Genomic DNA, 26,631 nt, shown 5'->3' with positions numbered 1-26,631 from the left:
GCTCCCGCTCCGCTCGCTCATGCGCCCGCCGGCCCTTCGCCCTCGACCAGCCCGAACCATTCGGCGGCCGTGTGCATGTCCTTGTCGCCCCGGCCGGACAGGCAGACCACGATCGTGGCGTCCGGGCCGAGCTCGCGGCCGACGCGCAGCGCGCCGGCCAGCGCGTGCGCGGACTCGATGGCGGGGATGATGCCCTCGGTGCGGCACAGGAGCGCGAAGGCGTCCATGGCCTCGGCGTCGGTGACGGCCTCGTAGGTGGCGCGGCCGCTGTCGTGCAGCCAGGAGTGCTCGGGGCCGACTCCGGGATAGTCGAGCCCGGCCGACACCGAGTGGGTCTCCAGGGTCTGGCCGTCCTCGTCCTGCAGCAGGTAGGTGCGCATGCCGTGGATGACCCCGAGGGAGCCGCCGACGAGGGTGGCGGCGTGCTTGCCGCTCTCGACGCCGGAGCCGCCGGCCTCGAAGCCGTACAGCCGGACGCCCTCGTCGGGGACGAACGCGTGGAAGGCGCCGATGGCGTTCGACCCGCCGCCGACGCAGGCGACGACCGCGTCGGGCGGCCGCCCGGTCAGCTCGAGGACCTGCTCGCGGGCCTCGACGCCGATGATCCGCTGGAAGTCGCGGACCATCATCGGGAACGGGTGCGGGCCCATGACGGAGCCGATGCAGTAGTGCGTGTCGTCGACGGTCGCCACCCAGTCGCGGAACGCCTCGTTGCAGGCGTCCTTGAGGGTGCGGCTGCCGGTCGTGACCGGGACCACCTCGGCGCCGAGCATCCGCATCCGGGCGACGTTGAGCGCCTGGCGTACGGTGTCGACCTCGCCCATGTAGACGACGCACTCGAGGCCGAGCAGGGCCGCGGCGGTCGCGGTGGCGACGCCGTGCTGGCCGGCTCCGGTCTCGGCGATGATCCGGGTCTTGCCCATGCGCCGGGTGAGCAGCGCCTGCCCCAGCACGTTATTGATCTTGTGCGAGCCGGTGTGGTTGAGGTCCTCGCGCTTGAGGAGGATCCGGGCGCCGCCCGCCTCCGCGCCGAAGCGCTTCGCCTCGGTGAGCAGGCTGGGCCGCCCGGCGTAGGTCGCCAGCAGGTGGTCCAGCTCGGCCCGGAAGGCCGGGTCCGCCATGGCCGTCTCGTACGAGGTGGTGAGCTCGTCGAGCGCGGCCATGAGCGCCTCGGGCGCGAACCGCCCGCCGAAGGGGCCGAAGTGCCCGGTCAGGTCGGGAAGAGAGCGTGCCGCATCGATGGTCATCGCGATGGTCCTGTCGCAGTCGGTTAGGGCCGGATCCGGTCAACTGAGGTGCGGATTCAGGCCCGCCATCGCTCGCGAAGGATCATGCGCATAGCTTACTTGCTCCGCCGCCTACTTGCCCTGGCGAAGCGCCGGGTGCGCCCCGGCCGCGACCAGGTCGGACACCGCCGAGCGCGGGTCCTTGCCGATGACCAGGCTCTCCCCGACCAGGACCGCGTCGGCGCCGGACGAGGCGTACGCGAGCAGGTCGTGCGGCCCGCGCACGCCGGACTCGGCGATCCGCACGATGCCGTCGGGGATCTGCGGCGCGATCCGGGCGAAGACGCCGCGGTCGACGCGCAGCGTGCTCAGGTCGCGGGCGTTGACCCCGATGACCTTCGCGCCCGCGTCCAGCGCGCGGCCCAGCTCCTCCTCGGTGTGCACCTCGACGAGCGGGGTGAGCCCGATCGACTCGGCCCGCTCGATCAGGGAGACCAGGGCCTGCTGCTCGAGCGCGGCCACGATCAGCAGCACCAGGTCGGCACCGTACGCCCGCGCCTCCCACAGCTGGTAGGAGGAGACGACGAAGTCCTTGCGCAGGACCGGGATGTCGACGCGGTTGCGCACCGCGGCCAGGTCGTCGATGCTGCCGCCGAAACGGCGGCGCTCGGTCAGCACGCTGATCACGGCGGCGCCGCCGGCCTCGTAGTCGGCGGCGAGCGCGGCCGGGTCGGCGATCGCCGCCAGCGCGCCCTTCGAGGGGCTGCACCGCTTGACCTCGGCGATCACCGCGACGCCCTGGCCGCGCAGCGCGCCGATCGCGTTGCGCGGTGACGGGGCGTGGGTCGCCATCTGCTTGAGCGCGTCGAGCGACACGGCCGCCTGCCGCTCCGCAAGATCCGCCCGGACGCCGTCCAGGATCTCGTCGAGCACGCTCACGAGCCCACCTTCCCCGCACTCATCGGAGGCCTTCGCAGCGCCGCCTCGCCGAACCGGTCGCCCACATGCCCTCCCCGCTGATCGCTCGCCGGATGTCCGCACCGTTCCCGCACCGAGCCCTGCATCGCGAACTCGCCCACGAAAACGGTCCCCCCTTGCCGGACGGTCGTGTGTGTCTCGATCGTAGCCCCGCCGGTCCGATGCGCCTTGCGGGGGTGGGAAATCACGGGGCCAGAGCACGCCCGATCGGGAGATTCCGGACAACCCAGAAAAGCAGGATGACCACCGTGAATCCGACGATCACGGCTGGCTGGAGGATCCTGGACCGCACCGGCCGCCCCTCCCGCGCCGCCCACACCCATCTGACCCAGAGGTAAGCCAGGAATGGCAGTGTGGCGAAGGCCAGCGGGTTACGGCCGAACGCCTCGGCGAGATGACCGTGGCCGATGGCGTGGATCATGCGCAACGACCCGCAGCCGGGGCAGTAGTACCCCGTCAGGGCGAGGAACGGGCAGGTCGGGTAGTGCCCGGGGTGGTTCGGGTCGACCGCCGAGACGTAGCAGGCCGCGCCGAGCACGGCGGCGAGCACGGCGTACGGCGTCCAGCGCGCCCTCCGGCGCCCCACACTCCGCGGCATCGGCCGGGTTCCGGTATGTCCCGCTGTCACGCTCCCAGCGTACGGCGCACCGGTCCGGCGACTCGGGACTCCGCCCCACCCGACCGAGGTGACGGCCGGCGACCCGTGACTCCGGCGCACCCGGCCGCAGGGGCGGCGGCCGGCGGCGGCACGACGCGCGACTCCGGCGCACCCAGGCGCAGGGGCGGCGGCCGGCGGCGCATCCGCCGACAGGGGCGGCGGATCAGCGGTCGGCGACGTAGCCGACGCCGCGTACGGTGCGCAGCGGGCTGCCCGCGCCCAGCTTGGCGCGCAGCTGCGCGATGTGGACGTCGACGGTGCGGACGCCCGCGGCCTCGGTGTCCCCCCACACGGCCACGAGCAACTGGTCACGGGCGAACACCCGCCCCGGGTGGCTCATCAGGAACGCCAGCAGGTCGAACTCCATGGCGGTCAGCGCCTTCGGCACCCCCGCGACGGTGACGGAACGGGTCCGCGCGTCGAGCACGATGGCGCCGGCTCGCAGCACGTCCTGGCGCGGCGCGGCGACCTGGTGACCCCGCAGGGCACGGCCGAGCGTGGCGAGGAGCACCCGCGGGCTGAACGGGCGCGGCACGGTGGGCCCGGCGGGCGCCGTCATGCCGGGCGGCACCACGGACACGACGACCGCGGGGCCGGCGGCCTCCGCGACCTCCCGGTGCACGCCCGCGGTCAGGTCGAGGACGATCGCGTCGGGGCGCAGGGTGCGGGCGAGCCCGGCGGCCGTCTTCGGGTCGGTGACGAGCCGGACGCGGTACCCCTCACGGGTGAGGTAGAGCCGGATGAGGTCGGCGACACCCGGGTCGTGCTCCACGACGAGCACGGTGGCCCGGCCCGGCGCGTCCGCCCGGGACCGCGGTGAGCGGGCATCCGGCGCGCCCGGCCGGGATCGTGGTGAGCGGGCGCCCGGCGCGTCGTCCTCCCCTGCCGGTCGGGACGGCGCGCGCCCGCTCACTCAGTGCTCCTGGAGTTCGTCGCTGGTGGGGTCGTCGCCGCGATCGAGCGACTTCCACAGCGAGGCGGGATCGTCGCCGACGCGGGACGCGGCGCCCGGACGGTCGTAGCGGGCGGACATGCCGGGCCAGCGCCGGCCGCGTACGACGGTGAGCAGCCCGGCGGCGGCCAGCAGGATCCCGCCGGCCATCGAGACGATCCACCAGCCGCCCACGTGCACGGACAGGTCACCGGTCAGCCGGGTGAGGTTGGTCCGGTCGGCGGCGGCCGACACGACCCGCGCGTGGCGGACGGCCAGCGGTGACAGCACGGCCACGAGCACGCCGAAGACGGTCAGCAGCACGCCGACGGCCGTCCGCGCCCAGCCGCGCGTGGCGAGCAGCGCGGCGATCCCGGCCAGCCCCGCCAGGCCGAGCGCGGCGATGCCGCCGCTCAGCGACCTCCCGGTGAGGTGCTGGAGCGACGGCATGAGCTGCGGGCCACCGCGCACGGTGACGGTCGCCCAGGTCCGGCCGGTGAACCCGGCGGCGAGCGCCGCGCCCGCCACGCCGAGCAGCGCGGCGGCGGCGAGTTCGCGGCGGTGCGTCACCGGGGACGCTCTCCCACGACCGCGTCGAGGCGGTCGGCGTCCCAGCAGGTGCGGTCACCGGTGTGGCAGGCGGCTCCGACCTGGTCGACCTTGACCAGGATGGCGTCACCGTCGCAGTCGAGGGCGACCTCCTTGACCCACTGCTGGTGGCCGGAGGACTCCCCCTTCACCCAGTACTCCTTGCGGCTGCGCGACCAGTAGGTGGCGCGGCCGGTGGTCAGCGTGCGGTGCAGGGCCTCGTCGTCCATCCAGGCCAGCATGAGCACCTCGCCCGTGTCGTACTGCTGGGCGATGGCCGGGACGAGCCCGTCTTCGGTTCGTTTGAGACGGTCGGCGATCTTGGGGTCCAAGGACATGACATCCATTGTGCCGTCTCACTCGGCCACAGGCGCGGACGGGGCGAGGCGCCGCAGCGGGGACTCGGGCATCAGGGCGAAGACCACCAGCGCGATGGCGGCGCCGGCGGTGCCGAGCCACGGGATGACGGTCGCGGTCGCGGACGCCGACGCGGCGGTCAGGCCGTGCGCGGGGGCGGCGGCGCGTACGTGGGAGGCGTACGCGGTGCCGGCGATCGCCAGGGCGACCGACCCGCCGACCTGACGGAAGAAGGTGATCTTGCTGGTGGCGGTGCCGATGTGCTCGGGTTCGACGGCGTTCTGGACGGCGATCGTGAGGCCGGACAGCATCGGGCCGATGCCGAGCCCGATCAGCGCCATCCAGCCCGCCAGGGCCCAGACGCCGGTGTGGACGCCGATGCCCGCGCACAGCAGCGATCCGGCGGCCAGCAGCGCGGGCGCCGCGACCAGCCACGGCTTGTAGCGCCGGGTCCGGCTGATCAGCGCGCCGGTGAGGAAGCTGCCGACCAGCATGCCGAGCATCAGCGGGTACACCTTCAGCCCGGAGGTGGAGGCGCTGTCGCCGTGGACCTCCTGGAAGTAGCGCGGCAGGAAGATGATGGCCGCGTACATCCCGAAGGCTGTGAAGAACGATCCGACGTTGGCCGCCGTGTAGGTGTGGTTGCGGAACAGCCCGAGCGGCACGATCGGCTCGGCGGCCCGCCGCTCGACGAGGACGAACCCGGCGAGCAGCGCCAGCGCGGCCGCGATCGGGGCGGCGACGGTCCCGCTCGTCCACGCGTGGGTCGCTCCGCCGGCCGTCGTGCGGCCCTTCTCGGTCAGGCCGAACAGGAGCAGCCCGATGGCGGCCGCGAACACCGCGATGCCGAGGTAGTCCGGCCGGGCCGGGACCCGCTCGCGCCGCACGTGGGGCAGGCGGAGGGCGATCACCGCGAGCACGACCACGCCGACCGGCAGGTTGACCAGGAAGACCCAGCGCCAGTTCGCCTGCTCGGTGAGCAGGCCGCCGAGGTAGGGGCCGGCGACGTAGCTGAGCGCCATGACGCCGCCGACCGCGCCCTGGATGCGCCCGGAGTTCTGCGGCGGGAACAGGTCGGCGACCAGCGCGAGGGACAGCGGGATGAGCGCACCGGCGCCGAGACCCTGGAGGGCGCGGAAGGCGATGAGCTCGGGCATGTTCTGCGCGGCGGCGCACAGCGCGGAGCCGATGAGGAAGACCGTCACCCCGATGAGCAGCAGCGGCTTGCGGCCGTGCACGTCCGACAGCCGTCCGTACAGCGGCACGGTGATGGTCGAGGTCAGCAGGTAGGCCGTCACGACCCAGGTGTAGAGGTCCTCGCCGCGCAGGTCCTGGACGATCCGCGGCAGCGAGGTGCCGACGATCGTCTGGTCGAGCATCGCGAGGAACATGCCGCCGAGGACGGCGACGATCAGCAGGCCCGTCCCGGGCCGGCGCGCCGCCTCGGGCGGCGCGGTGCTCGTCATGGCCGACATCCCGATCCCTTTCTCAGGTTCGATCAACACGTCGATCGCAACATGTAAGAGCCGACATGTCAACTTTGACATTGCTGCGCCGACATGTCACGGCATAGTTATGCTGGTGGGATGTCACTGCGCGCAGCACTGCTGGCACTGATCGAGGTGGCGGGACCGTCGAGCGGCTACGACCTGACCAAGCGGTTCGAGGGGTCGCTCGCCCACGTCTGGCAGGCGAGCCACAGCCAGATCTATCCCGAGCTGAACCGCATGGCGGCGGACGGTCTGCTCGAGGTGGAGGCGGAGGGCCCGCGCGGCCGTAAGACCTACTCCATCACCGCGGCCGGCCGGACCGGGTTGCACGAATGGCTGACCGAGACCAAGCCCGAACAGCGGGTGCGCAGCGAGGAGGCGCTCCGGGCCTTCCTGATCCCCCTGCTGCCCCGGGAGGAGGCCCTGGACCTTCTCAAGGAGGAACTGCGCCACGTCGAGGCCCGGCGGGCCGAACTCGAAACGCTATGCGAGCACGCCAGCGAGTCCGATTTTGGGCGTTATGCCCTCGAACGCGGACTTCGGCAGTTGGCGGCGTCCCGCGACTGGGCACTCTGGGCGATCGACCGGCTCCAGAAAAGCGAAGAGGCCCGTACCGAAACGGCACGGACCCCGACGGGTGAACTTTGACCGAACGTTATCCGAACTACAGCGGACGGACCTGGTCCGCCTGCGGGCCGCGGTCGCCCTGGACGACCTCGAACTCCACGCGCTGATTGTCCTCAAGCGTCCGGTATCCGGAGGTGGCGATCGCCGAGTAGTGAACGAAGACGTCCGGACCACCGCCGTCAATGGCGATGAAGCCGAACCCCTTGTCGGCGTTGAACCACTTCACGGTGCCCTGGGCCATGCCTAACTCCTTGCGGGACAAACAAAACCCACACGTCGTGGGTCACTTTGTGGTTGCCGCGGGTGTGCGCAGGCCCTTGAAGAAGCAAGAACACGCCCGCCAGTCATCGGTCCGCGGGCGTCTGGCAAACGAACGTGGAACTACGACAACAACCGGTTTGAGTTTACCAAGTTCGGTGCTCTGTCACACGCCCCGGTGCGAAAGACTGTTTTCTGCCGTCGATATTCCCCGCCGTTCTCGCGGCAACCCACCTCTCACCGGCGAGAACGGCGCGGGAGTCGGGAAAATCAAATCTTCAACTGTGCTGCCCAGGATGCGTACAACTCGGCATATCGTCCCGGTTCGGCGACCAGCGCGGCGTGTGGACCGCGTTGGACGAGATGTCCCTGATCGAACACGAGGACCTCGTCGGCCGCCTCCGCGGTGGACAGCCGGTGGGCGATCGAGACGGCCGTACGGCCGCGCGTGACGCTTTCGATGGCCCGCTGCAGGCGCACCTCGGTGGCCGGGTCGACGGCGGAGGTCGCCTCGTCCAGGACGAGCAGGTCCGGGTCGGCGAGGTACGCACGGGCCAGCGCCACCAGCTGCCGCTCCCCCGCCGACAGCGACTCGCCGCGCTGCCCGACCGGGGTCGCCGGCCCCTCCGGGAGGCCGTCCAGCCAGTCGCCCAGCCCGAGCTCGGTCAGCACCCGGTGGATGTCCTCGTCCGAGGCCTCCGGCCGCCCGAACCGGATGTTGTCCGCCAGGGACGCGTCGAACAGGAAGCCGTCCTGCGGGACCATGACGATCCGCTCGCGCAGCGAGGAGAACCGCACCTCGGTCAGGGGCACCCCGTCGATCAGCACGCGCCCCGACGCCGGGTCCATCATCCGGGTCAGCAGCTTGGCGAAGGTCGTCTTGCCCGAGCCCGTCTCCCCCACGACCGCGATCCGGGAGCGCGGCGCGATCCGCGCGGACACGTCGTGCAGCACGGTGGGCCCGCCGGGATAGGCGAACGACACGTCCTCGAACCGCACGTCGATCGCGCCACGGGGCAGCTCCACCCCGGCGGGGCCCGGGTCGGCCACGTCCGGCGTCATGTCCAGCACGCCGAGCACACGCTGCCAGCCGGCGATGGCGTTCTGGGCGTCGTTGAGGACCTCGGTGGCCACCTGCAGGGGGCTGACGAACAACGTCACGAGGAACAGGAACGCCACGAGCTTCCCGGCCGTGAGGTGCCCCCCGACGCCCAGCGCCGTGCCGGCCATGACGACCCCGGCGGTCGCGATCGCCGCGGCCAGCTCGGTCGAGGGGAAGGTCAGGGCGACGAGGCTCTGTGCCCGTACCTGCGCGTCGCGGTACGCGCCCACGGACTCGTCGATCCGGCGGGCGGTCCGCTCCTCGGCGCCGTACGCGCGGATCACCGGCGCGCCCACGACCGACTCGCCGACCGCCGACAGCATGTCGCCGACGCGCTCGCGCACCGCGCCGTACGCCTTCGACAGCCAGCGCTGGAAGATCCGCAGCGCGAACGCCAGCGGCGCGAAGACGGCCCAGACCAGCAGCGCGAGCGGCCAGGAGTAGACGGCCATGAGCACGGTGGCCACGATGAGCTGGCCGCCCGCAATGATGATCATCAGGCCGCCGTACTGCATGAACTGGCTCATCTGGTCGACGTCGCTGGTGACGCGGGAGACGAGCGACCCGCGCCGCTCGCCGCTCTGGGTCAGCATCGACAGGTCGTGCACGTGCCGGAACGCGCGGACGCGCAGCGCCGCCAGGCCGTTCTCGCTGGTGCGGTACAGCCGGATGTTCATCAGGTACGCGGCGACGGCCGTCATGAGGACGGCGACGGCGCACAGGATGACGGCGGTGCGGATGAAGCCGATGTCCGGCCCGCCGTGGGCGCGCAGCCCCCGGTCCATGGTCTGCTGCACGGCCACCGGGACGACGACGCGCCCGGCGGTGGCGACCAGCGCGAGCAGCAGCGTGCCGGTGATGCCGCGCCGGAACTCCGGGGTCAGGGCCAGGCCGCGCCGGAGCGTGGCGAGCCCGGACCGCGGCTGGGTCTGCACGGCCGTCATGCCACGGCCTCCTCGTTCTCCTCGTTCTCCTCGTCCTCATCCGGTACGGGCTCCTCGGCGGCGCGCTCGTAGGCGGTGACGAGGGCCCGGTATCCGGCGGATCGTTCCAGCAGTTCCTTGTGCGGGCCTTGGGCGACGACCCGGCCGCGCTCGATGTAGACGACGTCGTCGGCCAGCTCGATCGTCGCCTTCCGGTAGGCCACGACCACCACGGTGGCGGCCGAGTCCCGCAGGCCGTCGAGGATGCGGGCCTCGACCTGGGGGTCGACGCTGGAGGTCGCGTCGTCGAGCACCAGGAGCCGCGGGCGGCGGATGAGGGCGCGGGCCAGCGCGAGCCGCTGCCGCTGCCCGCCGGACAGCGTGGCGCCCCGTTCCCCCACGTGGGTGTCGAGGCCGTCCGCCAGCGCCGAGACGAACCCGTCGGCCTGGGCCAGCCGCAGCGCCTCCCACACGTCCTCGTCGGGGACGTCCAGGCCGAGCGCCACGTTGCCGCGCACGGTGTCGTCGAACAGGAACGCCTGCTGGGGCACCAGCGCCGTCGTCGCCGACAGGCCGTGCCGTTTCACGTCGCGCGCGTCGACGCCGTCGAGCAGGACCTGCCCGCCCGCCGGGTCGACGAGCCGGACGAGGAGGTTCGTGAGCGTCGACTTGCCCGAGCCGGTGGGGCCGACGACCGCGATCGTACGGCCCGGCTCGGCGGTGAAGGCGACGTCGTGCAGGACGTCGTCGTCGGTGTAGCCGAACCGCACCGCGCGCACCTCCAGCCGCGCCGGTCCCGCACCCTCGACGGACCGGTCGCCGTACGGCAGCGAGCCGGTGGCCTCCAGGACGTTCTGCACCCGTTCCCAGCCGACGACGCTGCGCGGCACCTCGGCCAGGACCCAGCCGAGCGCCCTGATCGGGAAGGACAGCAGGGTGAACAGGTACGCGACGTGCACCAGGTCCCCCGGTGACATCGCGCCGGACCGCAGCCGGATCGACCCGACGAGCAGGACCGCGAGCACGCCGAGGTTCGGCAGGGCCTCCAGGACGGGGTCGAACAGCCCGCGCAGGCGGCCGACCGCGACGTTCGCCTCGCGCAGTTCGGCCGCGACGGCGGCGAAGCGCTCGGTCTCGTCGGCCTCGCGGCCCAGCGTCTTGACGACCAGCGCGCCCTCGAAGCTCTCGTGCGCGACCTCGCTGACCCCCGCCCGCAGGCGCTGCGCGTGCGCGGCGACCGGGGCGAGCCGCCGCTGGTAGATCACGTTCAGGCCGGCGATCGCGGGGAAGACGAGGAAGCCGACGATCGCCACGACGAGGTCGGTGGCGAGGATGGCGATCGCGGCGATGACGAGCATCAGCACGACCCCGAGCGCCATCGGCAGCGGGGCGAGCGGCGCCCAGGCGGCCTCGACGTCGGCGTTGGCGTTGGACAGGAGCCGGCCGGTGGGATGCCGCTGGTGCCAGGCCAGGGGCAGCCGGAGGTACTGACGGGTGACCGCGCGCCGGTAGGCGGCCTGCATGTTGTACTGGACCATCCCGGCGTAGAGTCGCCGTCCCGCGACGCCGAGCGCCTTGAGGAGTGCCACGCCGACGATCGCCAGGCCGCCGAGGACCAGCGTGCCCATGGTCGTACGGCCGTCGCGGAAGGCGGGCAGCACGACGTCTTGAGTCACCCGGCCGAGGACCGAGGCGCTGCCCACGGTCGTCGCCGCGTACAGCCCGCTGCTGAGCACGGCGGCGATGAGGAGACGCGGCTCGGCCCGGGCGGCGACCCACAGGACGCTCGCGCCCTTTTTTAGGATGTCCGATGTCACCTTTTGTGACAACAAAGTCCCCTCTCGTGGCAGATAGTGGGGCCGATAATCCCTATCACGCGACAACGACGGGTTATTCCGCCCTCCGGGGAAGAGCGGGCCTACCATCGCCAGATGGGGAACCAGAACTGGGCGCGCGCCGAGCGCCACGCCCTCAGCGACGCCCTGATCCAGGCCGGTCCCGACGCGCCCACCCTCTGCCAGGGGTGGACCACCGGCGACCTGGCCGCCCACCTCGTCGTCCGGGAGCACCGGCCCGACTCCGCCCCGGGTGTCATGATCCCGCTCCTGGCGGGCTACACCGAGAAGGTTCGCCTCGGGGTCCGCGACGCCACGCCGTACGCCGACCTCGTCGCGCGCTTCCGGGCCGGGCCGCCGGCCTGGTCGCCGTTCACGCTCGCGGCCGTCGACGCCGCGGCCAACACCATCGAGTACTTCGTGCACCACGAGGACGTGCGCCGCGCCGGTGAGGGCTGGGAGCCGCGCGAGCTGCCCGAGGCGTTCGAGGAGCAGCTGTGGCGGCGGCTGGGGATGGCCAGGCTCGTCCTGCGACGGCTGCCCGTCGAGATCACCCTGGTCGACCCGGCCGGCCGCAGCCGGCGCGTCACCAAGGGCGGCAGGCTGGTCCGGGTGCACGGCAGGCCGAGCGAGCTGACGCTGTGGGCCCTCGGCCGCAAGGACGCCGCTCGGGTGGAGCTGACGGGGGAGGCCGAGGCGGTCAACGTCCTGAGCCAGGGCCGCTGGCGCCTGTGACGCCGCCCGCCGGCCCCGGCCGGCCCGCGGCGGCCGAGTCCCCGCCCAGGCCACGGCCCGCCGGAGCAGCGGTCAGGCCGGGCCGGCCGACGCTCCGCCCAGGCTACGGCTCCGGCCGGGCGCCGACCAGGCCGAGGCCCGCCGGGGCAGCGGTCAGGCCGCGGCCCGCCGGCGCTCCGCCGAGGCCGCGGCTCGCCCGGGCTGCGGTCAGGCCGCGGCCCTCTCCCGCCGCGGCTCCGGCCGTACGGCCCGCCGCGGCGGCCGTACGAGCGCCAGGACGACGATCCCGGCCGCGATGCCCAGGCCGGCCGAGACGGCGTAGACCTCGTTCAGCCCCGAGGCGACGGCCGCGCGGACGATCGGCAGCCGGGGCGCCTGTCCGCCGCTCGCCGCACCGGCCATCGCGTGCGGATCCGCGACGTGCCCGGTCAGCACGTGCTCGATCCGGCCGCGGAAGACGATGCCGAGCACGGCGACGCCGAGGGCGTACCCGAGCTGCCGGAACGTGTTGAGGGCGCCACCGGCCATCCCGCCGCGCTCCGGCGGGACCGCGCCCATCGCCGCCGCCGACAGGACGGGGATGGCGGCCCCGACGCCGACACCACCGACGATCAGCCCCGGGATGATCGCGGTCGAGGTGGACCCGGCGTCCAGGACGGCCTGCAGGCCCGAGCCGGCACCGATCAGCAGCAGCCCGATCCCGATGCTCAGCCGGGGCGGGACGCCGTGCAGCAGCCGTGCCCCGGCGGCGGACACCAGGAAGGACGCCAGGGCGAGCGGGATGAGGGCGGCCCCGGCCCGTACCGGCCCGAGGCCCAGAGCGCCCTGCAGCCACAGGGAGGTGAACGCCAGGCACGCGAACGCCGAGGCCATCAGGAGGGCGCCGGCGATCAGCACGGCGACGAACGACCGGTTGCGGAACAGGCCGAGATCGAGCAGCGGGTGCGGAGCCCGCCTCTCGACGACGACGAAGACGGCCAGGGTGACGGCGGCCAGGGCGAACATCGTGAGCGGCGTCGCGGCGGTGAAACCGTCGTCGCCCGCCCGGATGAGCCCGTAGGTCAGGGTGCCCGCGCAGGCGGTGAAGGACGTCATCCCCGGCAGGTCGATCCGCGCCCGGCCGGTCCGCCGCGACTCTCCGACGACGGCGAGCGTGAGCACGATCGCGATGACGGTGACCGGCAGGTTGACCAGGAAGATGGACCGCCAGTTCACGTGCTGGGTGAGCAGGCCGCCGAGGATCGGGCCGCCCGCCGCGGCCAGACCGTTGACCGCGCCCCAGACGCCGAACGCGACGCCCCGGTCCCGGCCCTGGTAGGTGCTGTTCAGGAGCGCCAGGGTCGTGGTGAACATGGCCGCGCCGCCCACCCCCTGCGCGCCGCGCGCGGCGATGAGGGTCGCGGCGTTCGGCGCCAGTCCGCAGGCGAGGGAGGCGGCGGCGAACAGCGCGAGCCCCGCGACGTACACCCTGCGCGCCCCGAACAGGTCCGCCACCGATCCGGCGCCCAGCAGGAGCGCGGCCAGGGCGAGCGCGTAGATGTCCAGCACCCACTGCAGGGCCGAGAACGACGCGTGGAGGCTCCGGGCCATTCCGGGCAGCGCGACGGTCACGATCGTGACGTCGACGAGCAGCATGAAGGCCCCGAGGCAGACCGCCACGAGGGGCCACCATTTGCGCATGTGAGGATTCCTTCCGGTCGATGGGGAGGTCCTCACCTTCGCCACTGCGGACGGGATTCTCCAGCCGGAAGCCGCCATCTGGCGTTTACCGACACGGGATACGGTTGCGTGGTGAGATTCCCCACGCTCGACGAGCTGGACCGTCACCTCGTCCACGCGTTGCAGATCGACGGCCGGGCCCCCTTCAGCAGGATCGGCGAGGTGCTCGGGGTCTCCGACCAGACGATCGCCCGCCGCTACCGGCGGCTCCGCACGGCCGGGGCGCTGCGCGTCGTCGGGGCCGTCGACCCGCTCCGGGTCGGCCTGGTCTCCTGGGCCATCCGGCTCCGGGCCACACCCGACGCGGCCGGCGCGATCGCCGCCGCGCTCGCCCGGCGCCCCGACACCTACTGGGTCCACCTGCTCTCCGGCGGCACGGAGATCGCCTGCGGGACGATGAGCCGCACGCCGGAGGAGCGCGCCGACCTGCTGCTGCAGAAGCTGCCGCGCACGGGCCGCGTGTCGTCGGTCACCGCGCACGCGCTCCTGCACCAGTTCGTGGGCGGGCCGATCGGCTGGGCGGGCGCGCGGTCGCTGCCGCCGGAGCAGGCCGAGCGCCTCCGGCCGGACCCGCCCGTGCCGGGCGACGAACCGGTCGCGCTCAGCGAGACCGACTACGCGCTGCTGGCGGCGCTGTCCGTCGACGGGCGCGCCGGCCACGCCGAGCTGGCCTCCGCCACCGGATGGTCACAGTCCACGGTCCGGCGGCGCATGGATCAGCTCCGCCGGGCCGGTGTGCTGTTCTACGACCTGGACCTGCCGGCGGAGCTGTTCGGCTACCCGGTCGAGGCGCGGCTGTGGCTGTCGGTCGAGCCGTCCCGGCTCGCGGCCGCCGGCGAGGCCCTGGCCGGGCACACCGAAGTGGCCTTCGCGGCGGCCACCACGGGGCCGACCAACCTGCTGGTCGCCGTGACGTGCCGGGACCCACACCATCTCTACCGGTACCTGACCGAGCGGGTCGGCGCGCTGGAGGGCGTCCGTCACGTGGAGACCGCGCCGGTGATCCGTACGGTCAAAGGAGCGGGCGCGACGTTGTTCCCGTAATTGGCTTGCCCGATTTGTGGTCGAGTGCGCATCCTGCAGCAGTGGAACCCATCGTCATTCACCCGGCGGAGTCACTGCACGGCCGCCTGCAGCGCGGCCGGGGCTGCGCCGCACGCCGTGCCGCCGGCACGCCCGGCGCGCGCGACCTCGTCTTCGACTGCGTGAGCCGCGATCCTCGATGGGACACCCTTGAGGAGCGTGGACTCTACTACGCGCGACTGATCCTCGACCTGGAGCTGGAGATCGGCCCCATCGTCGAACACATATTCGATCCCATCGATCGCTTGGACACCGAGCCGGACCGCACCACCCTGGCCCTGGACGTTTTGTCCCATCTCGTCCGCCTCGGCCGGCGGGAGGCCGCCGTGCCGCTGCGCCGGTACGCCGCCGAGGGGCAGAACTGGTACACCGCCCTGCAGTCCCTCGTGGAGCTCGACGACCCCGCCCTGGCGGAGGGACTGGACGAGGTCGCGGCGGCCCGCTGTGACGACCGCGCCCTCGCCTGGCTGTGCGGGGTGGACGGGGCGGTCACCCGGATGTGGGCCCGCCGCCAGCCGAGGATCGCCGCCGCCCGCAGACCGGAACAACGCCCGCACGAGCCGAGACCCTCACTCACCGGCCGCTCCGACGCCGACCTGGCCGCGCTCGTCCGCGCGGACGGCGAGGGCGCCACCGCCGCCATCCTCGAACTCGGCCGCCGCCGCAGCCCCCTGGTCCTCGACCTGGCCGAGGAGCTCCTGCCGGGTGGCGCCTACGACGGCCCCCTGTGCCGCGCCGTACGCGACCTGGGTCCCGTCGCCCTGGGCCGCGCCCGCGCGTGGGCCGCGGAACAGCGGTCCTACCAGGACGTCGGCATGGACGTGCTGGCCGCGCACGGAACGGAGTCCGACGCCCCGCCGCTCCTGGAGGCCCTCGAGACGGCCCTCGACGAGGAGGACTGGGACCTGGCCGCGGTGCCCGCCGACGGGCTCGGCCGGCTGCGATCCCGGCCCGCGATCCCGCTGCTGCTGTACGGCTGGGAGGAGAGCGCCTCGTCGGGGCTGCGCGCCAACCTGCTGGGCGCGCTGTCCAGGATCGACGCGCACGTCGCGGAGCCGTACCTGGTGGAGGCCCTGTGGGACTGCGAGAGCGGCGCGCGCCGCGTCGCCGCCGGGGCGGTGCCCCTCGACGGCGCGACCCAGGCCCGGCTGCGCCGGCTCCGCCATGAGGACGCCGAGGAACCCGCCGTACGCGCCGCGGCCGCCGAGCGCCTGCCCGGCCCTCTGAACTGAACGACGCCGCGGCCGCCCCCGGGCTCGCCGCCGTCCGCAGGGTGCCCCGGCTCCGCGGCGCCTCGCAGAGCGCCCCCGGCTCCACGGCCGCCCTCGGGGCACCCCGGCTTCGCGCCCATCCGCAGGACGCCCCGGCCGCACAGCCGTCCGCGGGGGCGCGCGCCCGTGCTCTCAGCGGCCCACCGCGAGCTCGGAGAGCCGCATCGCCAGCCTCCGCCGTATCGCCGCGTTGTGGCCGGCCACCGTCAGCAGGGTGTTGCGCACGGCGCGCGCTGCGGGTCCGCCGGCGGTGGCGGCGCGGGTCATCCGGTCGGTCATCGCCACGACGTCGAGGGCCGCCGGGCGCCGCGCGTCCTCGTAGCCGTCCTCGGTGCCGTCGGCGAGACGGCGGGCCAGGTCCACCGCGTCCTGGATCCCGGTGTTCATCCCCTGGCCGCCGGCCGGGCTGTGCACGTGGGCGGCGTCTCCGGCGAGGAAGATCCGCCCGGCCCGGTAGCGGTCCGCCATCCGGTGGTGCACCCGGAACCGCGAGCTCCACACGACGTCGTGGACGCGCGCCGGGGCGGACCGCGGGCCGCAGGCGGCGAGCAGGCCGCGCACGTCGGCGACGTCCGGGTGCTCGGGGGCGTCGTCGACGGTGGCGACGACCCGGTGCCGGCCCTCCGGCTGCGGAGCCACGACGACCAGCCCGTCCGGGGAGAAGAACAGCTGGACCTCGTCGCCCGGCAGGTCCCACTCCAGGTGGACGTCGGCGAGCACGAACGAGTTCGGGTAGGCGTCGCCGGTGAAGCCGATGCCGGCCTGCTCACGGACGACGCTGTGCATCCCGTCGGCGCCGACGACGTACCGCGCCCGTACGGTGGCCCCGTCGGCCAGCCGCACGGTGGCGCCCTCCGCGTCGCCCGTGACCGCGGTCACCTCACGACCCCGGTGGACGTCGCCGCCGAGCGCCCGCAGGCGCCGGAGCAGGACCTCCTCGGTGGTGCTCTGCGGCACCATCAGCGTGTACGGGTGCGCGCTCGGCAGGTCGCCGAAGTCGATCCGCATGAGCGTCCGGTCCCGGTCCCGGACCGTGAACGTCGGGACGATCACCCCGCGCTCGACGAGTTCGCCGCTGACCTGCAGCGGCTCCAGGACCTCCAGGGTCCGGGCGTGGACCACGGCGGCGCGGGAGGTGTTCGCCCCCTCCGCGGCCTTGTCCAGCAGCACGACGTCCTTCCCCCGGTCGGTCAGGGACGCGGCCAGGGTGAGGCCGGTGGGGCCGGCGCCCACGATGGCGACCTCGGTGGTGTCGGGAAGCTTCGGCATGGTGACCTCCCAGGGTCAACAAGTGATGGCCAACGCCCGTTGGCATCACAGTAACCCGTCACGGCGGATTCTGCCAACAGTTGTTGGCCTACACTTGGTGGCATGGCTTTCACCGCTCGCTCCCAGGAGACCCGCGCGACGATCCTCGCCGCGGCCCGCCGCCGCTTCGCCGCCGACGGCTACGAGCGGGCGACCGTCCGCGCCATCGCCGCCGACGCGGGCATCGACCCGTCGATGGTCATCCGCTACTACGGGTCGAAGGAGGGGCTGTTCGCCGCGGCGGTCGACGTCGACCTGCGGCTTCCGGACCCGGCCGGGCTCCCCGCCGACCGGGTCGGCGAGGTCTTCGCCCGTCACTTCCTCGGGCTGTGGGAGGACGGGGAGTCCGGTGAGGTGCTGCGGGTGCTCCTCCGGACCGCCGTCACGAACGAAGGCGCGGCCGAGCGCATGCGCACGATCTTCGCCACCCAGGTCGCGAGGGCTCTCGGCCCGTCGGTCGAGGACGGTCCCACCCGCGCCGCCCTCGTCGCGAGCCAGATGCTCGGCGTCGCCCTGTGCCGTTACGTCCTGGCGCTGCCGCCGCTCGTCGCCCTGGACGTCGAGACGCTCGTCGCCGACCTGGCCCCCACGGTCCAGCGGTACATCGGCGCGCCCCTGGCCTGACGGACCCGCCGGCGTCACCGACCTTGATGAGTCCGCCGGCGCACCGGCCTGACGGACCCGCCGGCGTCACCGGCCTGATGAGTCCGCCGGCGCTACCGACCTGACGGACCCGCCGGCGTCACCGGCCTGATGAGTCCGCCCGTGTTACTGGCCTAGCGGGCCCACCCGTGTTACGCCATAGCTATGGGCGCCAGCAGAAGGCGGGACGACCGGGTGGCGGCACACGTCGCGGAACGGGTCGAAACCGGCCGCATCGACCTCATCCGTTTCCTCTACGCCGACCACGGCGGCGTCATCCGCGGCAAGGCCGCCGCCGGGCCGCGGATCGCCGAGAGGCTCCACACCGGCATCGGCCACACGGTCGCCATGATGGCCATGACGATGCTCGACACGCTCCAGCCGGTCGAGGGCATGGGCCCCGTCGGGGAGGTCCGCATCCTGCCCGATCCGTCGACCTTCACGCCGCTCCCCTATGCTCCCGGTTCGGCCGTGATGCTGTCGGACCTCGCCCAGCCCGACGGCGGGCCGTGGGCGGCGTGCCCGCGCACGTTCCTCAAACAGGCCGTCGCCGAGCTGGCGGACGCCGGCTACTCCCTCCTCGCGGCGTTCGAACCGGAGTTCACGCTGGGCCGCCGGACGCCGACCGACCAGGGCCCGGACCGGCTCGTCCCCATCGACGACAGCCTGTGCTACTCGGCCACCGGTTTCCACGCCGCGCACGACTTCGCCGTCGAACTGCTCCACGCCCTGGAGGCCCAGGGCATGCGCGTGGAGCACTACCACCCCGAACTCGGGCACGGGCAGCAGGAGATGTCCATCCGGCCCGCGTCGGCCCTGCGCGCCGCCGACAACCACGTGCTCTACCGCGAGACCGTACGGGCCGTGGCGATGCGGCAGGGGCTGTGGGCCTCGCTCGCGCCCAAGCCGATCCCCGATCAGCCGGGCAACGGCTGCCACCTGCACCTGTCGCTGTGGTCCGGCGACCGCAACGTCTTCCACGACCCGGCGGGGGCGTACGGGCTGTCGAACGAGGGCCGCTGGTTCCTCGGCGGCCTTCTCGCGCACCTGCCCGCCCTGACGGCCCTCACCTCCGGCACCGTCAACGGCTTCCGCCGGCTCACGCCGCGGTCGTGGGCGAGCGCGTACGCCTGTTACGGGGTGGACAACCGCGAGGCCGCCGTGCGGATCTGCTCGCCGATGCGCGACGCGGCCGAGGAGAGCACCAACCTGGAGCTGAAGCCGTCGGACTCCTCCGCCAACCCGTACCTCTCGCTCGGGGCGGTCATCCACGCCGGGCTGGACGGCATCCGGTCCAAGACGGAGCCCGGCGCGGCCGTCGACGTCGATCCCGACACCCTCCCCGAGGACGACCGGCCGCCTCGCCTGCCCTCATCCCTCGGCGAGGCGCTGGACGCCCTGGAGGCCGACGACCTGCTCATGACGGCCCTCGGCCCGCTGCGCGGCGCCGCCTACCTGGCCGTCAAGCGCGCGGACGTCAAGGCCTTCGCCGAGAGAGACGCGGACTACGAGTGCCATCACCACTTCACGAAATTCTGACTCCTGGTCACCGGCGCCGGCTGCCGTGATACCGGCAGCGGACGCCGGTGATCAGCCTTGCCCGGAGGATCCATCAGGGGCGGATCGGGCCGCGGCCGGCGCAGGTGCGCTCCAGGGCCGCGGTGATCTCGTCCAGGTCCTCCCGGGTCAGCTCCAGCGTCGCGGCGGGGAGCCAGCTGTCGACCTGGTCCGCGTTGCGGGCGCCGACGATCGCGCCGGTCACGCCCGGCCAGGTCAACGTCCACGCGACCGCGACGGCGGCCTGCGACACGCCGTGCCGCTCGGCGACGGGGCGCAGCGCGTCGGCCAGCGCCAGGTTCGCCTCAAGGTCGCTCGTGAAGTCGGGGGAACGCCGCCGCCAGTCGTCCTCGGGCAGCGCCGCGACGCGTTCCCGCGAGAACGCCCCGGTGAGCAGGCCGGACTGCATCGGCGAGTAGACGATCACTCCGGCGTCGTGCCGGACGCACCAGTCGATCTCCGGCGCGGCGGTCCGGTCGATCAGGGAGAACGCCGGCTGGAGGGTGTCGACGTGCGCGATCTGCTCGGCCTGCCCCAGCCGCAGGGCGCTGTGGTTGGACAGGCCGATCGCCCGGACCTTCCCCTCCCGCCGCAGCTCCGCCATGGTCTCCCAGTACATGGCGATCGGCGTGCCGTCGTCGGGCGGGTGGTGGACCTGGTACAGGTCGATCCGCTCGACCCGGAGCCGCCGCAGCGACTCCTCGACCTCACGGCGGATCGTCTCGGGACGGGCGACGCGGCTCACGTTCCCGTCCTCGTCCCAGAGCATCCCGCACTTGGTGAAGACGTACGGGCGGTCGGCGACGCTCCGCAGCGCCGCGGCGACGATCTCCTCGGAGTGCCCGAGCCCGTAGACCGCCGCCGTGTCGATCCAGTTGACGCCCTGGTCGACGGCGCGCCGGATCGCGGCGATCGACTCCTCGTCGCTCTGCGGCCCCCAGCCGTACGCCCACGACCCCCCGGCCGCCCAGGCGCCGAAGCCGACGCGTGTGATTCGCATGTCGGTCGTTCCCAGGCGGGCCGTGGGCAGGGTCATGCTCCGCTCCTCACCGGTCGGGCCTCCGGGCGTCAGCCCATCTCCTCCAGTTTCTTGCCCTTGGTCTCGCGCACGTACCGGACCACGAAGAACACCGACAGCAGGGCGAAGACCGAGTACCCGATGTACGCCCCCGACAGGCTCCACTCGGACAGGCTGGGGAAGGTCACCGTGACCAGCCAGTTGGCGATCCACTGGGCCGCGACGGCCACCGCCATCGCCGCCGCCCGTACGCGGTTCGGGAAGATCTCGCCGAGCATCACCCAGACGACCACACCCCACGACAGCGCGAAGAACAGCACGTACGTGTGCGTGGCCACGAGCGCGACCATGCCGTGCGAGTGCGGGATGTGGACGTCGGTGCCGCCCGTCTTGTGCGCGGCGCTGAACGCCCAGGCCATGATCGCCAGGGAGATCGTCATGCCGACGGAGCCGATCAGGGCGAGCGGCTTACGGCCGATCCGGTCGACGAACATGATCGCGATCAGCGTGCCGAGGATGTTGATGATCGAGGTGGAGAGGCTGATCAGCAGGGAGTTGGTCTGGGAGATGCCGACCGAGTGCCACAGCGACGCCGAGTAGTAGAAGATCACGTTGATGCCGACGAACTGCTGCAGCACGGACAGCGCGATGCCGATCCACACGATCGGCAGCAGGCCGAGGGCGGGTCCGCGCAGGTCGCGTATCGACGGCTTGTGCTCGGAGCGCAGGACCCCCTGGATCTCCTCGATCCGCGCGTCCAGGTCGGTGTGCTCGCCCTCGACCTCCGCGAGGACCTGCCGGGCCCTCTTGAGCCGGTTGTTCGCCACCAGGTAGCGCGGCGACTCGGGGATGACCAGCGTGACGACGAGGAAGATCAGGGCGGGCAGGGCCGCGACGCCCAGCATCCACTGCCACGCCTCGATGCCCAGCAGGTGGCCCCGGACCTCACCGCCGGCGAACGAGGCGATGCCGAAGTTGACGAGCTGGGAGATCGCGATGCCGAGGACGATCGCGAGCTGCTGGAAGGACGCCAGCCGCCCGCGGTAGGCGGGCGGCGCGATCTCGGCGATGTAGGTCGGGGAGACCACCGAGGCCATCCCGATGGCGATGCCGCCGATGATCCGCCAGCCGGCCAGCTCCCAGTCGGCGAACGGGAACATCGAGCCGACCGCGCTGATCACGAACAGCAGCGCGGACAGCCGCATCACGATGATGCGGCCGCGCAGGTCGGCGATCTTGCCGGCCACCGCAGCCCCGACGGCGGAGCCCAGCAGGGCGGACGACACGATCAGGCCGGTGACGCCGGCCCCGACGTGGAAGTGGCCCTTGATACCGTCCACGGCTCCGTTGATGACGGCGCTGTCATACCCGAACAGGAACCCGCCGAGGGCGGCGGCCGCGCTGATGAAGACCACGTGCGCGAGCGTGTGTTCCTGCCGGGCGGGAGCTTGAATGGTCATTTTCATCCCGATCTACAGGTCGATGACGACTTTCACGTCGTCGTCGCTGCCGGCCCGGAGCGCTTCGGGCGCCCGGTCGAGGGGCAGCCGGTTGGTGATGAGTTGGGCGAGCCACGACCGGTCCGCGCGGCCGAGGGCCTCGGCGGCCAGCCGGTAGTGGCGGTGATTGGCGTTGACCGAGCCGAAGACGGCGGCGTTGCGCAGGACGACCTGCCGGTTCAGCTCGCCGGCGTCGACCTCCGTCGGGTGGCCCGCGCGCGAGACGCCGGTCAGGCACACGACGCTCGCCGCCGCCTCCGCGATCGCGTCCATGACGAGCGGGGCGGCGCCCGTGGCCTCGATGACGATGTCCGGCCGCGTCTTCGCGGCGACATCGGTGAGGGAGCCGGTGTGGTACGTGCCGCCGAGGTTCGCGACGATCTTCGGCTTCACGCCGCCGGTGACCCGGTCGAGCACGTGGACGTCGAGCCCGCGCTGGGCGCCCAGCAGGGCGGCCAGCAGCCCGATCGGGCCCGCTCCGGTGACCAGGACCCGGCGGGGTTCGAACCACGCCCGTTCGCCGATGCGCTCGACGTGGTCCCAGGCCTTCGCCACGACGGTCGTCGGCTCCAGCAGCACGCCGAGGTCTCCCAGCGCCGGATCGACGCGGATCGCGTAGTCGGCCTCGACCGTCCATCTTTCGGAGCCGAAGCCGTGCAGCTGCTTGATCCCGCGCTCGGTGTACCGGCCGTTGCGGCACATGTCGAACTCGCCGTGCGCGCAGGCGCCGCACGGCACCGGGTCCGGCCGCCGGACGATGCCGACGACGAGGTCGCCCGGAGTGAAGCCGCTGCCCTCCGGGGCCTCCCGTACCCGGCCCAGCGACTCGTGCCCGATGATCAGACGCTCGTCGCCGGGAGGCGCGTCGCCGAAGTCGCCGGAGACGATCTCCCGATCGGTGCCGCAGACGCCGAGGGCGACACCCTCGACGAGGAGTTCGCCCTCGCCCCGCGTGGGCTCGGGGACCTCGCTCACCTCGAGCGACCCTGCCGTCAGCGGCACCATCGTAAGAGCGCGCATGATCATCTCCTACTCCGAGCCGTCGCCCGTTCCCCTCAGGACGACCGCGGCCCGAATGTCCGGAATGTGGATTCGCGGCAACCGTACACACATCATGCGTGATCGAATCGCCACGGACCGCACAGGGCACCGGACGTCCTGAAGCACCCGGTGACCGGGTCGATCGCCGGACACCGGGTGCTCAGGCCGCTCCTGGGGGACACGTCCCACCTTTGCCCCGATCAAAGGTGAACATGCTTCACGGAAGGGCATTCGAGACGTACGTCACCGCCGCCCGTCCCGGTGAGCTCGGGGAACACGTCATGGACGGGTGCGGTGAACGGCCGGAGGGTGCGGAGAAGGGCCGGCGGTCAGCGGACCGGGTGGCCGGCCCGGCGCAGGGACTCCTTGACGTCGCCGATCCTGAGGTCGCCGAAGTGGAACACACTGGCGGCGAGCACCGCGTCGGCGCCCGCGTCGATCGCGGGGGCGAAGTGCTCGATCGCGCCCGCTCCCCCGCTCGCGATGACCGGGACGCTCACCACCGCGCGCACCGCGCGCAGCATCTCCAGGTCGAAGCCGCTCTTCGTGCCGTCGGCGTCCATGGAGTTGAGCAGGATCTCCCCGACGCCCAGCTCCTCGCCGCGCCGCGCCCACTCGATCGCGTCGAGGCCGGTGCCGCGCCTCCCCCCGTGCGTGGTGACCTCGAAGCCGGACTCCGTGCCCGACTCCGTGCGGCGGGCGTCCACCGACAGCACGACGCACTGCGAGCCGAACCGGTGCGCCGCCTCCCGCAGGAACTCCGGCCGGGCGATCGCCGCGGTGTTGATCGACACCTTGTCCGCTCCGGCCCGCAGCAGCCGGTCGACGTCCTCCACGGTACGGACGCCGCCGCCGACCGTCAGCGGGATGAACACCTGCTCGGCCGTACGGCGGACGACCTCGTACGTCGTGTCACGCCCCGCGCTGGAGGCGGTGATGTCGAGGAAGGTGAGCTCGTCGGCGCCCTCGGCGTCGTAGCGCCGGGCCAGTTCGACCGGGTCGCCGGCGTCCCGGAGGTTCTCGAAGTTGACCCCCTTGACCACCCGTCCGGCGTCGACGTCCAGGCAGGGGATCACCCGAACCGCCACGGTCATGCGCTCTCTCCGTCCTGGAGCGCCTCGCAGTAGGCGTCCACCTCGATCTCCACCAGCATCCGGTGATCGATGAACCGGGAGACCTCGATCATCGTCGTCGCCGGACGGACCTCGCCGAAGAGCTCACGGTGCGCCCGCCCCACGGCGTCGGCGTCGCCGATGTCCCGGACGTACATGCGCGTCCGTACGACGTCCTCCACCGAAGCACCGGCCTTCTCCACCGCCTCCAGGGCGATGCCGAACGCGGTCTTCGTCTGGCCGTACGCGTCGTTCTCGTACCGCACCTCGCCGTCCACGGTGGAGGTGCAGCCCGCGACGAGCACCCAGGGACCGGCGACGACCGCCCGGCAGTATCCGACGACGTCCTCCCAGGGGCCGCCGGAGGGGATCCGCTTGATCACGCGCCCGCTCCCACCGTGGCCAGGGCCTCCTCCAGGGTGAACGCCCCGGCGTACAGGGCCTTGCCGACGATGGCGCCCTCGACGCCGACCGGCACCAGCTCGGCGAGGGCGCGCAGGTCGTCCAGGGACGAGACGCCGCCCGAGGCGACGACCGGACGGTCGGTACGCGCGCAGACCTCGCGGAGCAGGTCGGTGTTGGGACCCCGCAGGGTGCCGTCCTTGGTCACGTCGGTGACGACGTAGCGCGGGCAGCCGTCGGCCTCCAGGCGGTCCAGCACCTCCCACAGGTCACCGCCCTCGCGGGTCCAGCCCCGCGCGGCGAGGGTCGTGCCGCGCACGTCCAGCCCCACCGCGATCCTGTCGCCGTACTCGGCGATGATCTTCCGGCACCAGCCGGGGTTCTCCAGCGCGGCGGTGCCGATGTTGACGCGCGCGCAGCCGGTCGCCAGCGCGGCCGCGAGCGACTCGTCGTCGCGGATCCCGCCGGACAGCTCGACCTTGACGTCCAGCTTGCCGGTCACCGCGGCGAGCAGGTCACGGTTGGAGCCCCGGCCGAAGGCGGCGTCCAGGTCCACCAGGTGGATCCACTCCGCGCCCGCGCTCTGCCAGGCCAGGGCCGCCTCGACGGGCTCCCCGTAGGACGTCTCGGTGCCGGCCTCGCCCTGCACCAGGCGGACCGCCTGGCCGTCCGCGACGTCGACGGCGGGCAACAGGACTAGGGACATGGTCAGGACCTCCGGTCGAAGGCGAGCGTGACGAACACGGGGACCAGGAACACCGACAGGGCCAGCACCCCGAGCCGTCCGGTCCACGAGGACAGAGAGATCCAGGCGATCACCTGGACGAGGACGAAGACCACCGCGACGATGGCGTTCTGCTCGCGGCGGCGGCGGGCGAGAATCCCGCCGGGCCGCCCCGATCGGCGCGGCAGGAGCCGCGTGATCCGGGCGATCCGGGCCCGGCGGCGCGCCGCGCGGGCGTTCCGTCGGGCGGCCTCGGCGGCGGCGCGCTCACGCGCGGCCTCGCGCTCCGCCCGCCGCCGCTGCCGTTCCTTGCTCATCAGAGCGTCGACAGCCAGTTCTTCAGGACGGCGGCGCCGGCGTCGCCGGACTTCTCCGGGTGGAACTGCGTGGCGCTCAGCGGGCCGTTCTCCACCGCCGCGACGAAGGGCTCGCCGTGCTCGCTCCAGGTCACCAGCGGCGGGGTGAACCGGCCGGGCGGCATGTCCCAGCGGCGCACGCCGTACGAGTGCACGAAGTAGAACCGCGTGCCGGCGTCCAGGCCCGCGAACAGCACCGTCCCCTCGGGCGCCTGGACGGTGTTCCAGCCCATGTGCGGCAGGATCGGCGCGTCGAGCCGCTCCACCGTGCCCGGCCACTCGGCGCAGCCGTCGGTGGTGATGCCGTGCTCGACGCCCTTCTCGAACAGGATCTGCATGCCGACGCAGATGCCGAGCACCGGGCGGCCGCCGGCGAGCCGGCGGCCGATGATCTGCTCACCGCGGACGCCGCGCAGGCCGTTCATGCAGGCCGCGAAGGCGCCGACGCCCGGCACCACCAGGCCGTCGGCGTTCAGCGCCGCGTCGAAGTCCGCGGTGACCGTGACGTCCGCCCCGGCCCGGGCGACGGCCCGCTCCGCGGAGCGGAGGTTGCCCGATCCGTAGTCGAGGACGACGACGTTCTTCACAACGCGCCCTTCGTCGAGGGGATGCCGTGCGCGCGCGGGTCGTGGGCGACGGCGTCGCGCAGCGCCCGCGCCAGCGCCTTGAACTGCGCCTCGACGATGTGGTGGGCGTTGCGCCCGTACGGGACGTGGACGTGCAGGCAGATCGCGGCGTTGAACACGAACGCCTCGAAGATGTGCCGGGTCATCGTCGTGTCGTAGTCCGGGCCGATCATCGGGGCGATGCCCTCCGGCTCGGTGTGCACGAGGTACGGCCGGCCGGACAGGTCGACCGTCACCTGGGCGAGCGTCTCGTCGAGCGGCACACTCGCATCGGCGAACCGCCGGATGCCGGACTTGTCGCCCAGAGCCTCGCGGAACGCCCGGCCGAGCGCGATCGCGGTGTCCTCGATCGTGTGGTGGCTGTCGATGTGCAGGTCGCCGGAGGTCTTCACGGTCAGGTCGAACGACCCGTGCTTGCCCAGCTGCGTCAGCATGTGGTCGAAGAAGCCGACGCCGGTGGCGACGTCCACGCGCCCGGTGCCGTCCAGGTCGATCTCGACGACGACCTGGGTCTCCTTGGTGCCCCGCTCGACGCGTCCGGTGCGCATCCGCTGCTCTCCTCCGG

Annotated in this window: 27 protein-coding genes; 6 read left to right on the top strand and 21 right to left on the bottom strand. The window is 73.0% G+C overall.

The features are described 5' to 3' along the window. Nucleotides 1–17 precede the first annotated feature (17 nt). From trpB to NDW01_RS02720, 7 genes are all read right to left on the bottom strand, one after another. Nucleotides 18–1,247 (bottom strand): tryptophan synthase subunit beta, encoded by a 1,230-nt coding sequence (trpB, locus tag NDW01_RS02750; RefSeq protein WP_252816217.1) that lies wholly within the window; start codon nt 1,245–1,247, stop codon nt 18–20. A 111-nt stretch (nt 1,248–1,358) separates the two neighbouring features. Next, nucleotides 1,359–2,165 carry an indole-3-glycerol phosphate synthase TrpC gene (gene trpC, locus NDW01_RS02745; RefSeq protein ID WP_252816215.1) on the bottom strand — a complete coding sequence of 269 codons (807 nt, stop codon included), beginning with the start codon at nt 2,163–2,165 and terminating at the stop codon, nt 1,359–1,361. Nucleotides 2,166–2,388: 223 nt separating this feature from the next. Beyond that, nucleotides 2,389–2,832: a DUF2752 domain-containing protein gene (locus NDW01_RS02740; RefSeq protein WP_252816213.1), complete on the bottom strand. Its 444-nt coding sequence runs from the start codon at nt 2,830–2,832 to the stop codon at nt 2,389–2,391. Between the two features lie 193 nt (nt 2,833–3,025). Continuing rightward, entirely contained in the window at nt 3,026–3,634 is a 609-nt protein-coding gene (locus NDW01_RS43675) for a response regulator transcription factor (protein ID WP_252816211.1), read from the bottom strand. Nucleotides 3,635–3,775: 141 nt separating this feature from the next. Further along, complete coding sequence (locus tag NDW01_RS02730) at nt 3,776–4,363, bottom strand: Trp biosynthesis-associated membrane protein (protein WP_252816209.1); 588 nt, start codon at nt 4,361–4,363, stop codon at nt 3,776–3,778. Continuing rightward, complete coding sequence (hisI, locus tag NDW01_RS02725; RefSeq protein ID WP_252816207.1) at nt 4,360–4,728, bottom strand: phosphoribosyl-AMP cyclohydrolase; 369 nt, start codon at nt 4,726–4,728, stop codon at nt 4,360–4,362. Before hisI ends, NDW01_RS02730 begins: the two co-directional genes overlap by 4 nt. Nucleotides 4,729–4,737: 9 nt before the next feature. Next, entirely contained in the window at nt 4,738–6,204 is a 1,467-nt protein-coding gene (locus NDW01_RS02720) for an MDR family MFS transporter (RefSeq protein WP_252816205.1), read from the bottom strand. 120 nt (nt 6,205–6,324) lie between these two features. On the opposite strand from NDW01_RS02720, the gene NDW01_RS02715 reads away from it, so the two are divergent. Beyond that, entirely contained in the window at nt 6,325–6,876 is a 552-nt protein-coding gene (locus tag NDW01_RS02715; RefSeq protein ID WP_252816203.1) for a PadR family transcriptional regulator, read from the top strand. A 16-nt stretch (nt 6,877–6,892) separates the two neighbouring features. Here the strand turns inward: NDW01_RS02715 and NDW01_RS02710 are convergent, their stop codons facing one another. From NDW01_RS02710 to NDW01_RS02700, 3 genes are all read right to left on the bottom strand, one after another. Then, nucleotides 6,893–7,096 (bottom strand): cold-shock protein, encoded by a 204-nt coding sequence (locus NDW01_RS02710; protein WP_252786422.1) that lies wholly within the window; start codon nt 7,094–7,096, stop codon nt 6,893–6,895. Nucleotides 7,097–7,383: 287 nt separating this feature from the next. Beyond that, nucleotides 7,384–9,159 carry an ABC transporter ATP-binding protein gene (locus NDW01_RS02705; protein WP_252816201.1) on the bottom strand — a complete coding sequence of 592 codons (1,776 nt, stop codon included), beginning with the start codon at nt 9,157–9,159 and terminating at the stop codon, nt 7,384–7,386. Beyond that, the gene (locus NDW01_RS02700) at nt 9,156–10,955 is read right to left on the bottom strand and encodes an ABC transporter ATP-binding protein (RefSeq protein WP_252816199.1); all 1,800 of its coding nucleotides are present in this window, start codon (nt 10,953–10,955) and stop codon (nt 9,156–9,158) included. Before NDW01_RS02700 ends, NDW01_RS02705 begins: the two co-directional genes overlap by 4 nt. A gap of 114 nt (nt 10,956–11,069) precedes the next feature. Between NDW01_RS02700 and NDW01_RS02695 the strand changes: the two genes are divergently transcribed. After that, nucleotides 11,070–11,708 carry a TIGR03085 family metal-binding protein gene (locus tag NDW01_RS02695; protein WP_252816197.1) on the top strand — a complete coding sequence of 213 codons (639 nt, stop codon included), beginning with the start codon at nt 11,070–11,072 and terminating at the stop codon, nt 11,706–11,708. 207 nt (nt 11,709–11,915) lie between these two features. Here NDW01_RS02695 and NDW01_RS02690 read toward each other — a convergent pair whose 3' ends face one another. Continuing rightward, nucleotides 11,916–13,388 (bottom strand): MFS transporter, encoded by a 1,473-nt coding sequence (locus NDW01_RS02690; protein WP_252816195.1) that lies wholly within the window; start codon nt 13,386–13,388, stop codon nt 11,916–11,918. Between the two features lie 111 nt (nt 13,389–13,499). On the opposite strand from NDW01_RS02690, the gene NDW01_RS02685 reads away from it, so the two are divergent. Further along, nucleotides 13,500–14,471, top strand: a complete 972-nt coding sequence (locus NDW01_RS02685) for an Lrp/AsnC family transcriptional regulator (RefSeq protein ID WP_252816193.1) — start codon at nt 13,500–13,502, stop codon at nt 14,469–14,471. Between the two features lie 41 nt (nt 14,472–14,512). Next, on the top strand, nt 14,513–15,742 hold the full coding sequence (locus tag NDW01_RS02680; RefSeq protein WP_252816191.1) for a hypothetical protein: 1,230 nt from the start codon (nt 14,513–14,515) through the stop codon (nt 15,740–15,742). 171 nt (nt 15,743–15,913) lie between these two features. Here the strand turns inward: NDW01_RS02680 and NDW01_RS02675 are convergent, their stop codons facing one another. After that, complete coding sequence (locus tag NDW01_RS02675; protein WP_252816189.1) at nt 15,914–17,050, bottom strand: FAD-dependent oxidoreductase; 1,137 nt, start codon at nt 17,048–17,050, stop codon at nt 15,914–15,916. Between the two features lie 102 nt (nt 17,051–17,152). Between NDW01_RS02675 and NDW01_RS02670 the strand changes: the two genes are divergently transcribed. Both NDW01_RS02670 and NDW01_RS02665 read left to right on the top strand, forming a co-directional pair. Then, complete coding sequence (locus NDW01_RS02670) at nt 17,153–17,713, top strand: TetR/AcrR family transcriptional regulator (protein WP_252816187.1); 561 nt, start codon at nt 17,153–17,155, stop codon at nt 17,711–17,713. Between the two features lie 183 nt (nt 17,714–17,896). Further along, nucleotides 17,897–19,270, top strand: a complete 1,374-nt coding sequence (locus tag NDW01_RS02665) for a glutamine synthetase family protein (RefSeq protein ID WP_252816185.1) — start codon at nt 17,897–17,899, stop codon at nt 19,268–19,270. 73 nt (nt 19,271–19,343) lie between these two features. Here NDW01_RS02665 and NDW01_RS02660 read toward each other — a convergent pair whose 3' ends face one another. The 9 genes from NDW01_RS02660 to hisB form a co-directional block, all read right to left on the bottom strand. Further along, a complete protein-coding gene (locus NDW01_RS02660) occupies nt 19,344–20,324 on the bottom strand; it encodes an aldo/keto reductase (protein WP_252816183.1) in 981 nt (326 codons plus the stop codon). Between the two features lie 32 nt (nt 20,325–20,356). Beyond that, entirely contained in the window at nt 20,357–21,772 is a 1,416-nt protein-coding gene (locus tag NDW01_RS02655) for a sugar porter family MFS transporter (protein ID WP_252816181.1), read from the bottom strand. A 6-nt stretch (nt 21,773–21,778) separates the two neighbouring features. After that, the gene (locus NDW01_RS02650) at nt 21,779–22,825 is read right to left on the bottom strand and encodes a glucose 1-dehydrogenase (RefSeq protein ID WP_252816179.1); all 1,047 of its coding nucleotides are present in this window, start codon (nt 22,823–22,825) and stop codon (nt 21,779–21,781) included. 350 nt (nt 22,826–23,175) lie between these two features. Continuing rightward, nucleotides 23,176–23,940, bottom strand: coding sequence for an imidazole glycerol phosphate synthase subunit HisF (gene hisF / locus NDW01_RS02645; RefSeq protein WP_252816177.1), 765 nt, complete (start codon nt 23,938–23,940; stop codon nt 23,176–23,178). After that, nucleotides 23,937–24,341 carry a RidA family protein gene (locus NDW01_RS02640; RefSeq protein ID WP_252816175.1) on the bottom strand — a complete coding sequence of 135 codons (405 nt, stop codon included), beginning with the start codon at nt 24,339–24,341 and terminating at the stop codon, nt 23,937–23,939. Before NDW01_RS02640 ends, hisF begins: the two co-directional genes overlap by 4 nt. After that, a complete protein-coding gene (gene priA, locus NDW01_RS02635) occupies nt 24,338–25,066 on the bottom strand; it encodes a bifunctional 1-(5-phosphoribosyl)-5-((5-phosphoribosylamino)methylideneamino)imidazole-4-carboxamide isomerase/phosphoribosylanthranilate isomerase PriA (RefSeq protein ID WP_406567677.1) in 729 nt (242 codons plus the stop codon). The genes NDW01_RS02640 and priA overlap by 4 nt, the downstream gene beginning before the upstream one ends. Before the next feature lie 2 nt (nt 25,067–25,068). Beyond that, nucleotides 25,069–25,401, bottom strand: a complete 333-nt coding sequence (locus NDW01_RS02630; RefSeq protein ID WP_252816173.1) for a hypothetical protein — start codon at nt 25,399–25,401, stop codon at nt 25,069–25,071. Further along, nucleotides 25,401–26,027, bottom strand: coding sequence for an imidazole glycerol phosphate synthase subunit HisH (hisH, locus tag NDW01_RS02625; RefSeq protein WP_252816171.1), 627 nt, complete (start codon nt 26,025–26,027; stop codon nt 25,401–25,403). The genes NDW01_RS02630 and hisH overlap by 1 nt, the downstream gene beginning before the upstream one ends. Beyond that, the gene (gene hisB, locus NDW01_RS02620) at nt 26,024–26,614 is read right to left on the bottom strand and encodes an imidazoleglycerol-phosphate dehydratase HisB (protein WP_252817347.1); all 591 of its coding nucleotides are present in this window, start codon (nt 26,612–26,614) and stop codon (nt 26,024–26,026) included. Before hisB ends, hisH begins: the two co-directional genes overlap by 4 nt. Between the last annotated feature and the right edge of the window lie 17 nt (nt 26,615–26,631).

The sequence above is a fragment of the Actinoallomurus soli genome (genome assembly GCF_024055715.1).
In the GTDB taxonomy this organism is placed as follows: domain Bacteria; phylum Actinomycetota; class Actinomycetes; order Streptosporangiales; family Streptosporangiaceae; genus Actinoallomurus; species Actinoallomurus soli.
Note: the sequence above shows the minus strand (reverse complement) of the source record. Positions and strands in the feature narration are given on the sequence as shown.

Bases quoted from the DNA above. Each gene is read 5' to 3' on its own strand.
- trpB (WP_252816217.1), bottom strand. From the start codon at position 1,247: ATGACCATCGATGCGGCACGCTCTCTTCCCGACCTGACCGGGCACTTC.
- hisI (WP_252816207.1), bottom strand. From the start codon at position 4,728: ATGGATGTCATGTCCTTGGACCCCAAGATCGCCGACCGTCTCAAACGA.
- NDW01_RS02720 (WP_252816205.1), bottom strand. From the start codon at position 6,204: ATGACGAGCACCGCGCCGCCCGAGGCGGCGCGCCGGCCCGGGACGGGC.
- NDW01_RS02715 (WP_252816203.1), top strand. From the start codon at position 6,325: ATGTCACTGCGCGCAGCACTGCTGGCACTGATCGAGGTGGCGGGACCG.
- NDW01_RS02710 (WP_252786422.1), bottom strand. From the start codon at position 7,096: ATGGCCCAGGGCACCGTGAAGTGGTTCAACGCCGACAAGGGGTTCGGC.
- NDW01_RS02705 (WP_252816201.1), bottom strand. From the start codon at position 9,159: ATGACGGCCGTGCAGACCCAGCCGCGGTCCGGGCTCGCCACGCTCCGG.
- NDW01_RS02695 (WP_252816197.1), top strand. From the start codon at position 11,070: ATGGGGAACCAGAACTGGGCGCGCGCCGAGCGCCACGCCCTCAGCGAC.
- NDW01_RS02690 (WP_252816195.1), bottom strand. From the start codon at position 13,388: ATGCGCAAATGGTGGCCCCTCGTGGCGGTCTGCCTCGGGGCCTTCATG.
- NDW01_RS02675 (WP_252816189.1), bottom strand. From the start codon at position 17,050: ATGCCGAAGCTTCCCGACACCACCGAGGTCGCCATCGTGGGCGCCGGC.
- NDW01_RS02670 (WP_252816187.1), top strand. From the start codon at position 17,153: ATGGCTTTCACCGCTCGCTCCCAGGAGACCCGCGCGACGATCCTCGCC.
- NDW01_RS02665 (WP_252816185.1), top strand. From the start codon at position 17,897: ATGGGCGCCAGCAGAAGGCGGGACGACCGGGTGGCGGCACACGTCGCG.
- NDW01_RS02660 (WP_252816183.1), bottom strand. From the start codon at position 20,324: ATGACCCTGCCCACGGCCCGCCTGGGAACGACCGACATGCGAATCACA.
- NDW01_RS02655 (WP_252816181.1), bottom strand. From the start codon at position 21,772: ATGAAAATGACCATTCAAGCTCCCGCCCGGCAGGAACACACGCTCGCG.
- NDW01_RS02650 (WP_252816179.1), bottom strand. From the start codon at position 22,825: ATGCGCGCTCTTACGATGGTGCCGCTGACGGCAGGGTCGCTCGAGGTG.
- hisF (WP_252816177.1), bottom strand. From the start codon at position 23,940: ATGACCGTGGCGGTTCGGGTGATCCCCTGCCTGGACGTCGACGCCGGA.
- priA (WP_406567677.1), bottom strand. From the start codon at position 25,066: ATGTCCCTAGTCCTGTTGCCCGCCGTCGACGTCGCGGACGGCCAGGCG.
- NDW01_RS02630 (WP_252816173.1), bottom strand. From the start codon at position 25,401: ATGAGCAAGGAACGGCAGCGGCGGCGGGCGGAGCGCGAGGCCGCGCGT.
- hisB (WP_252817347.1), bottom strand. From the start codon at position 26,614: ATGCGCACCGGACGCGTCGAGCGGGGCACCAAGGAGACCCAGGTCGTC.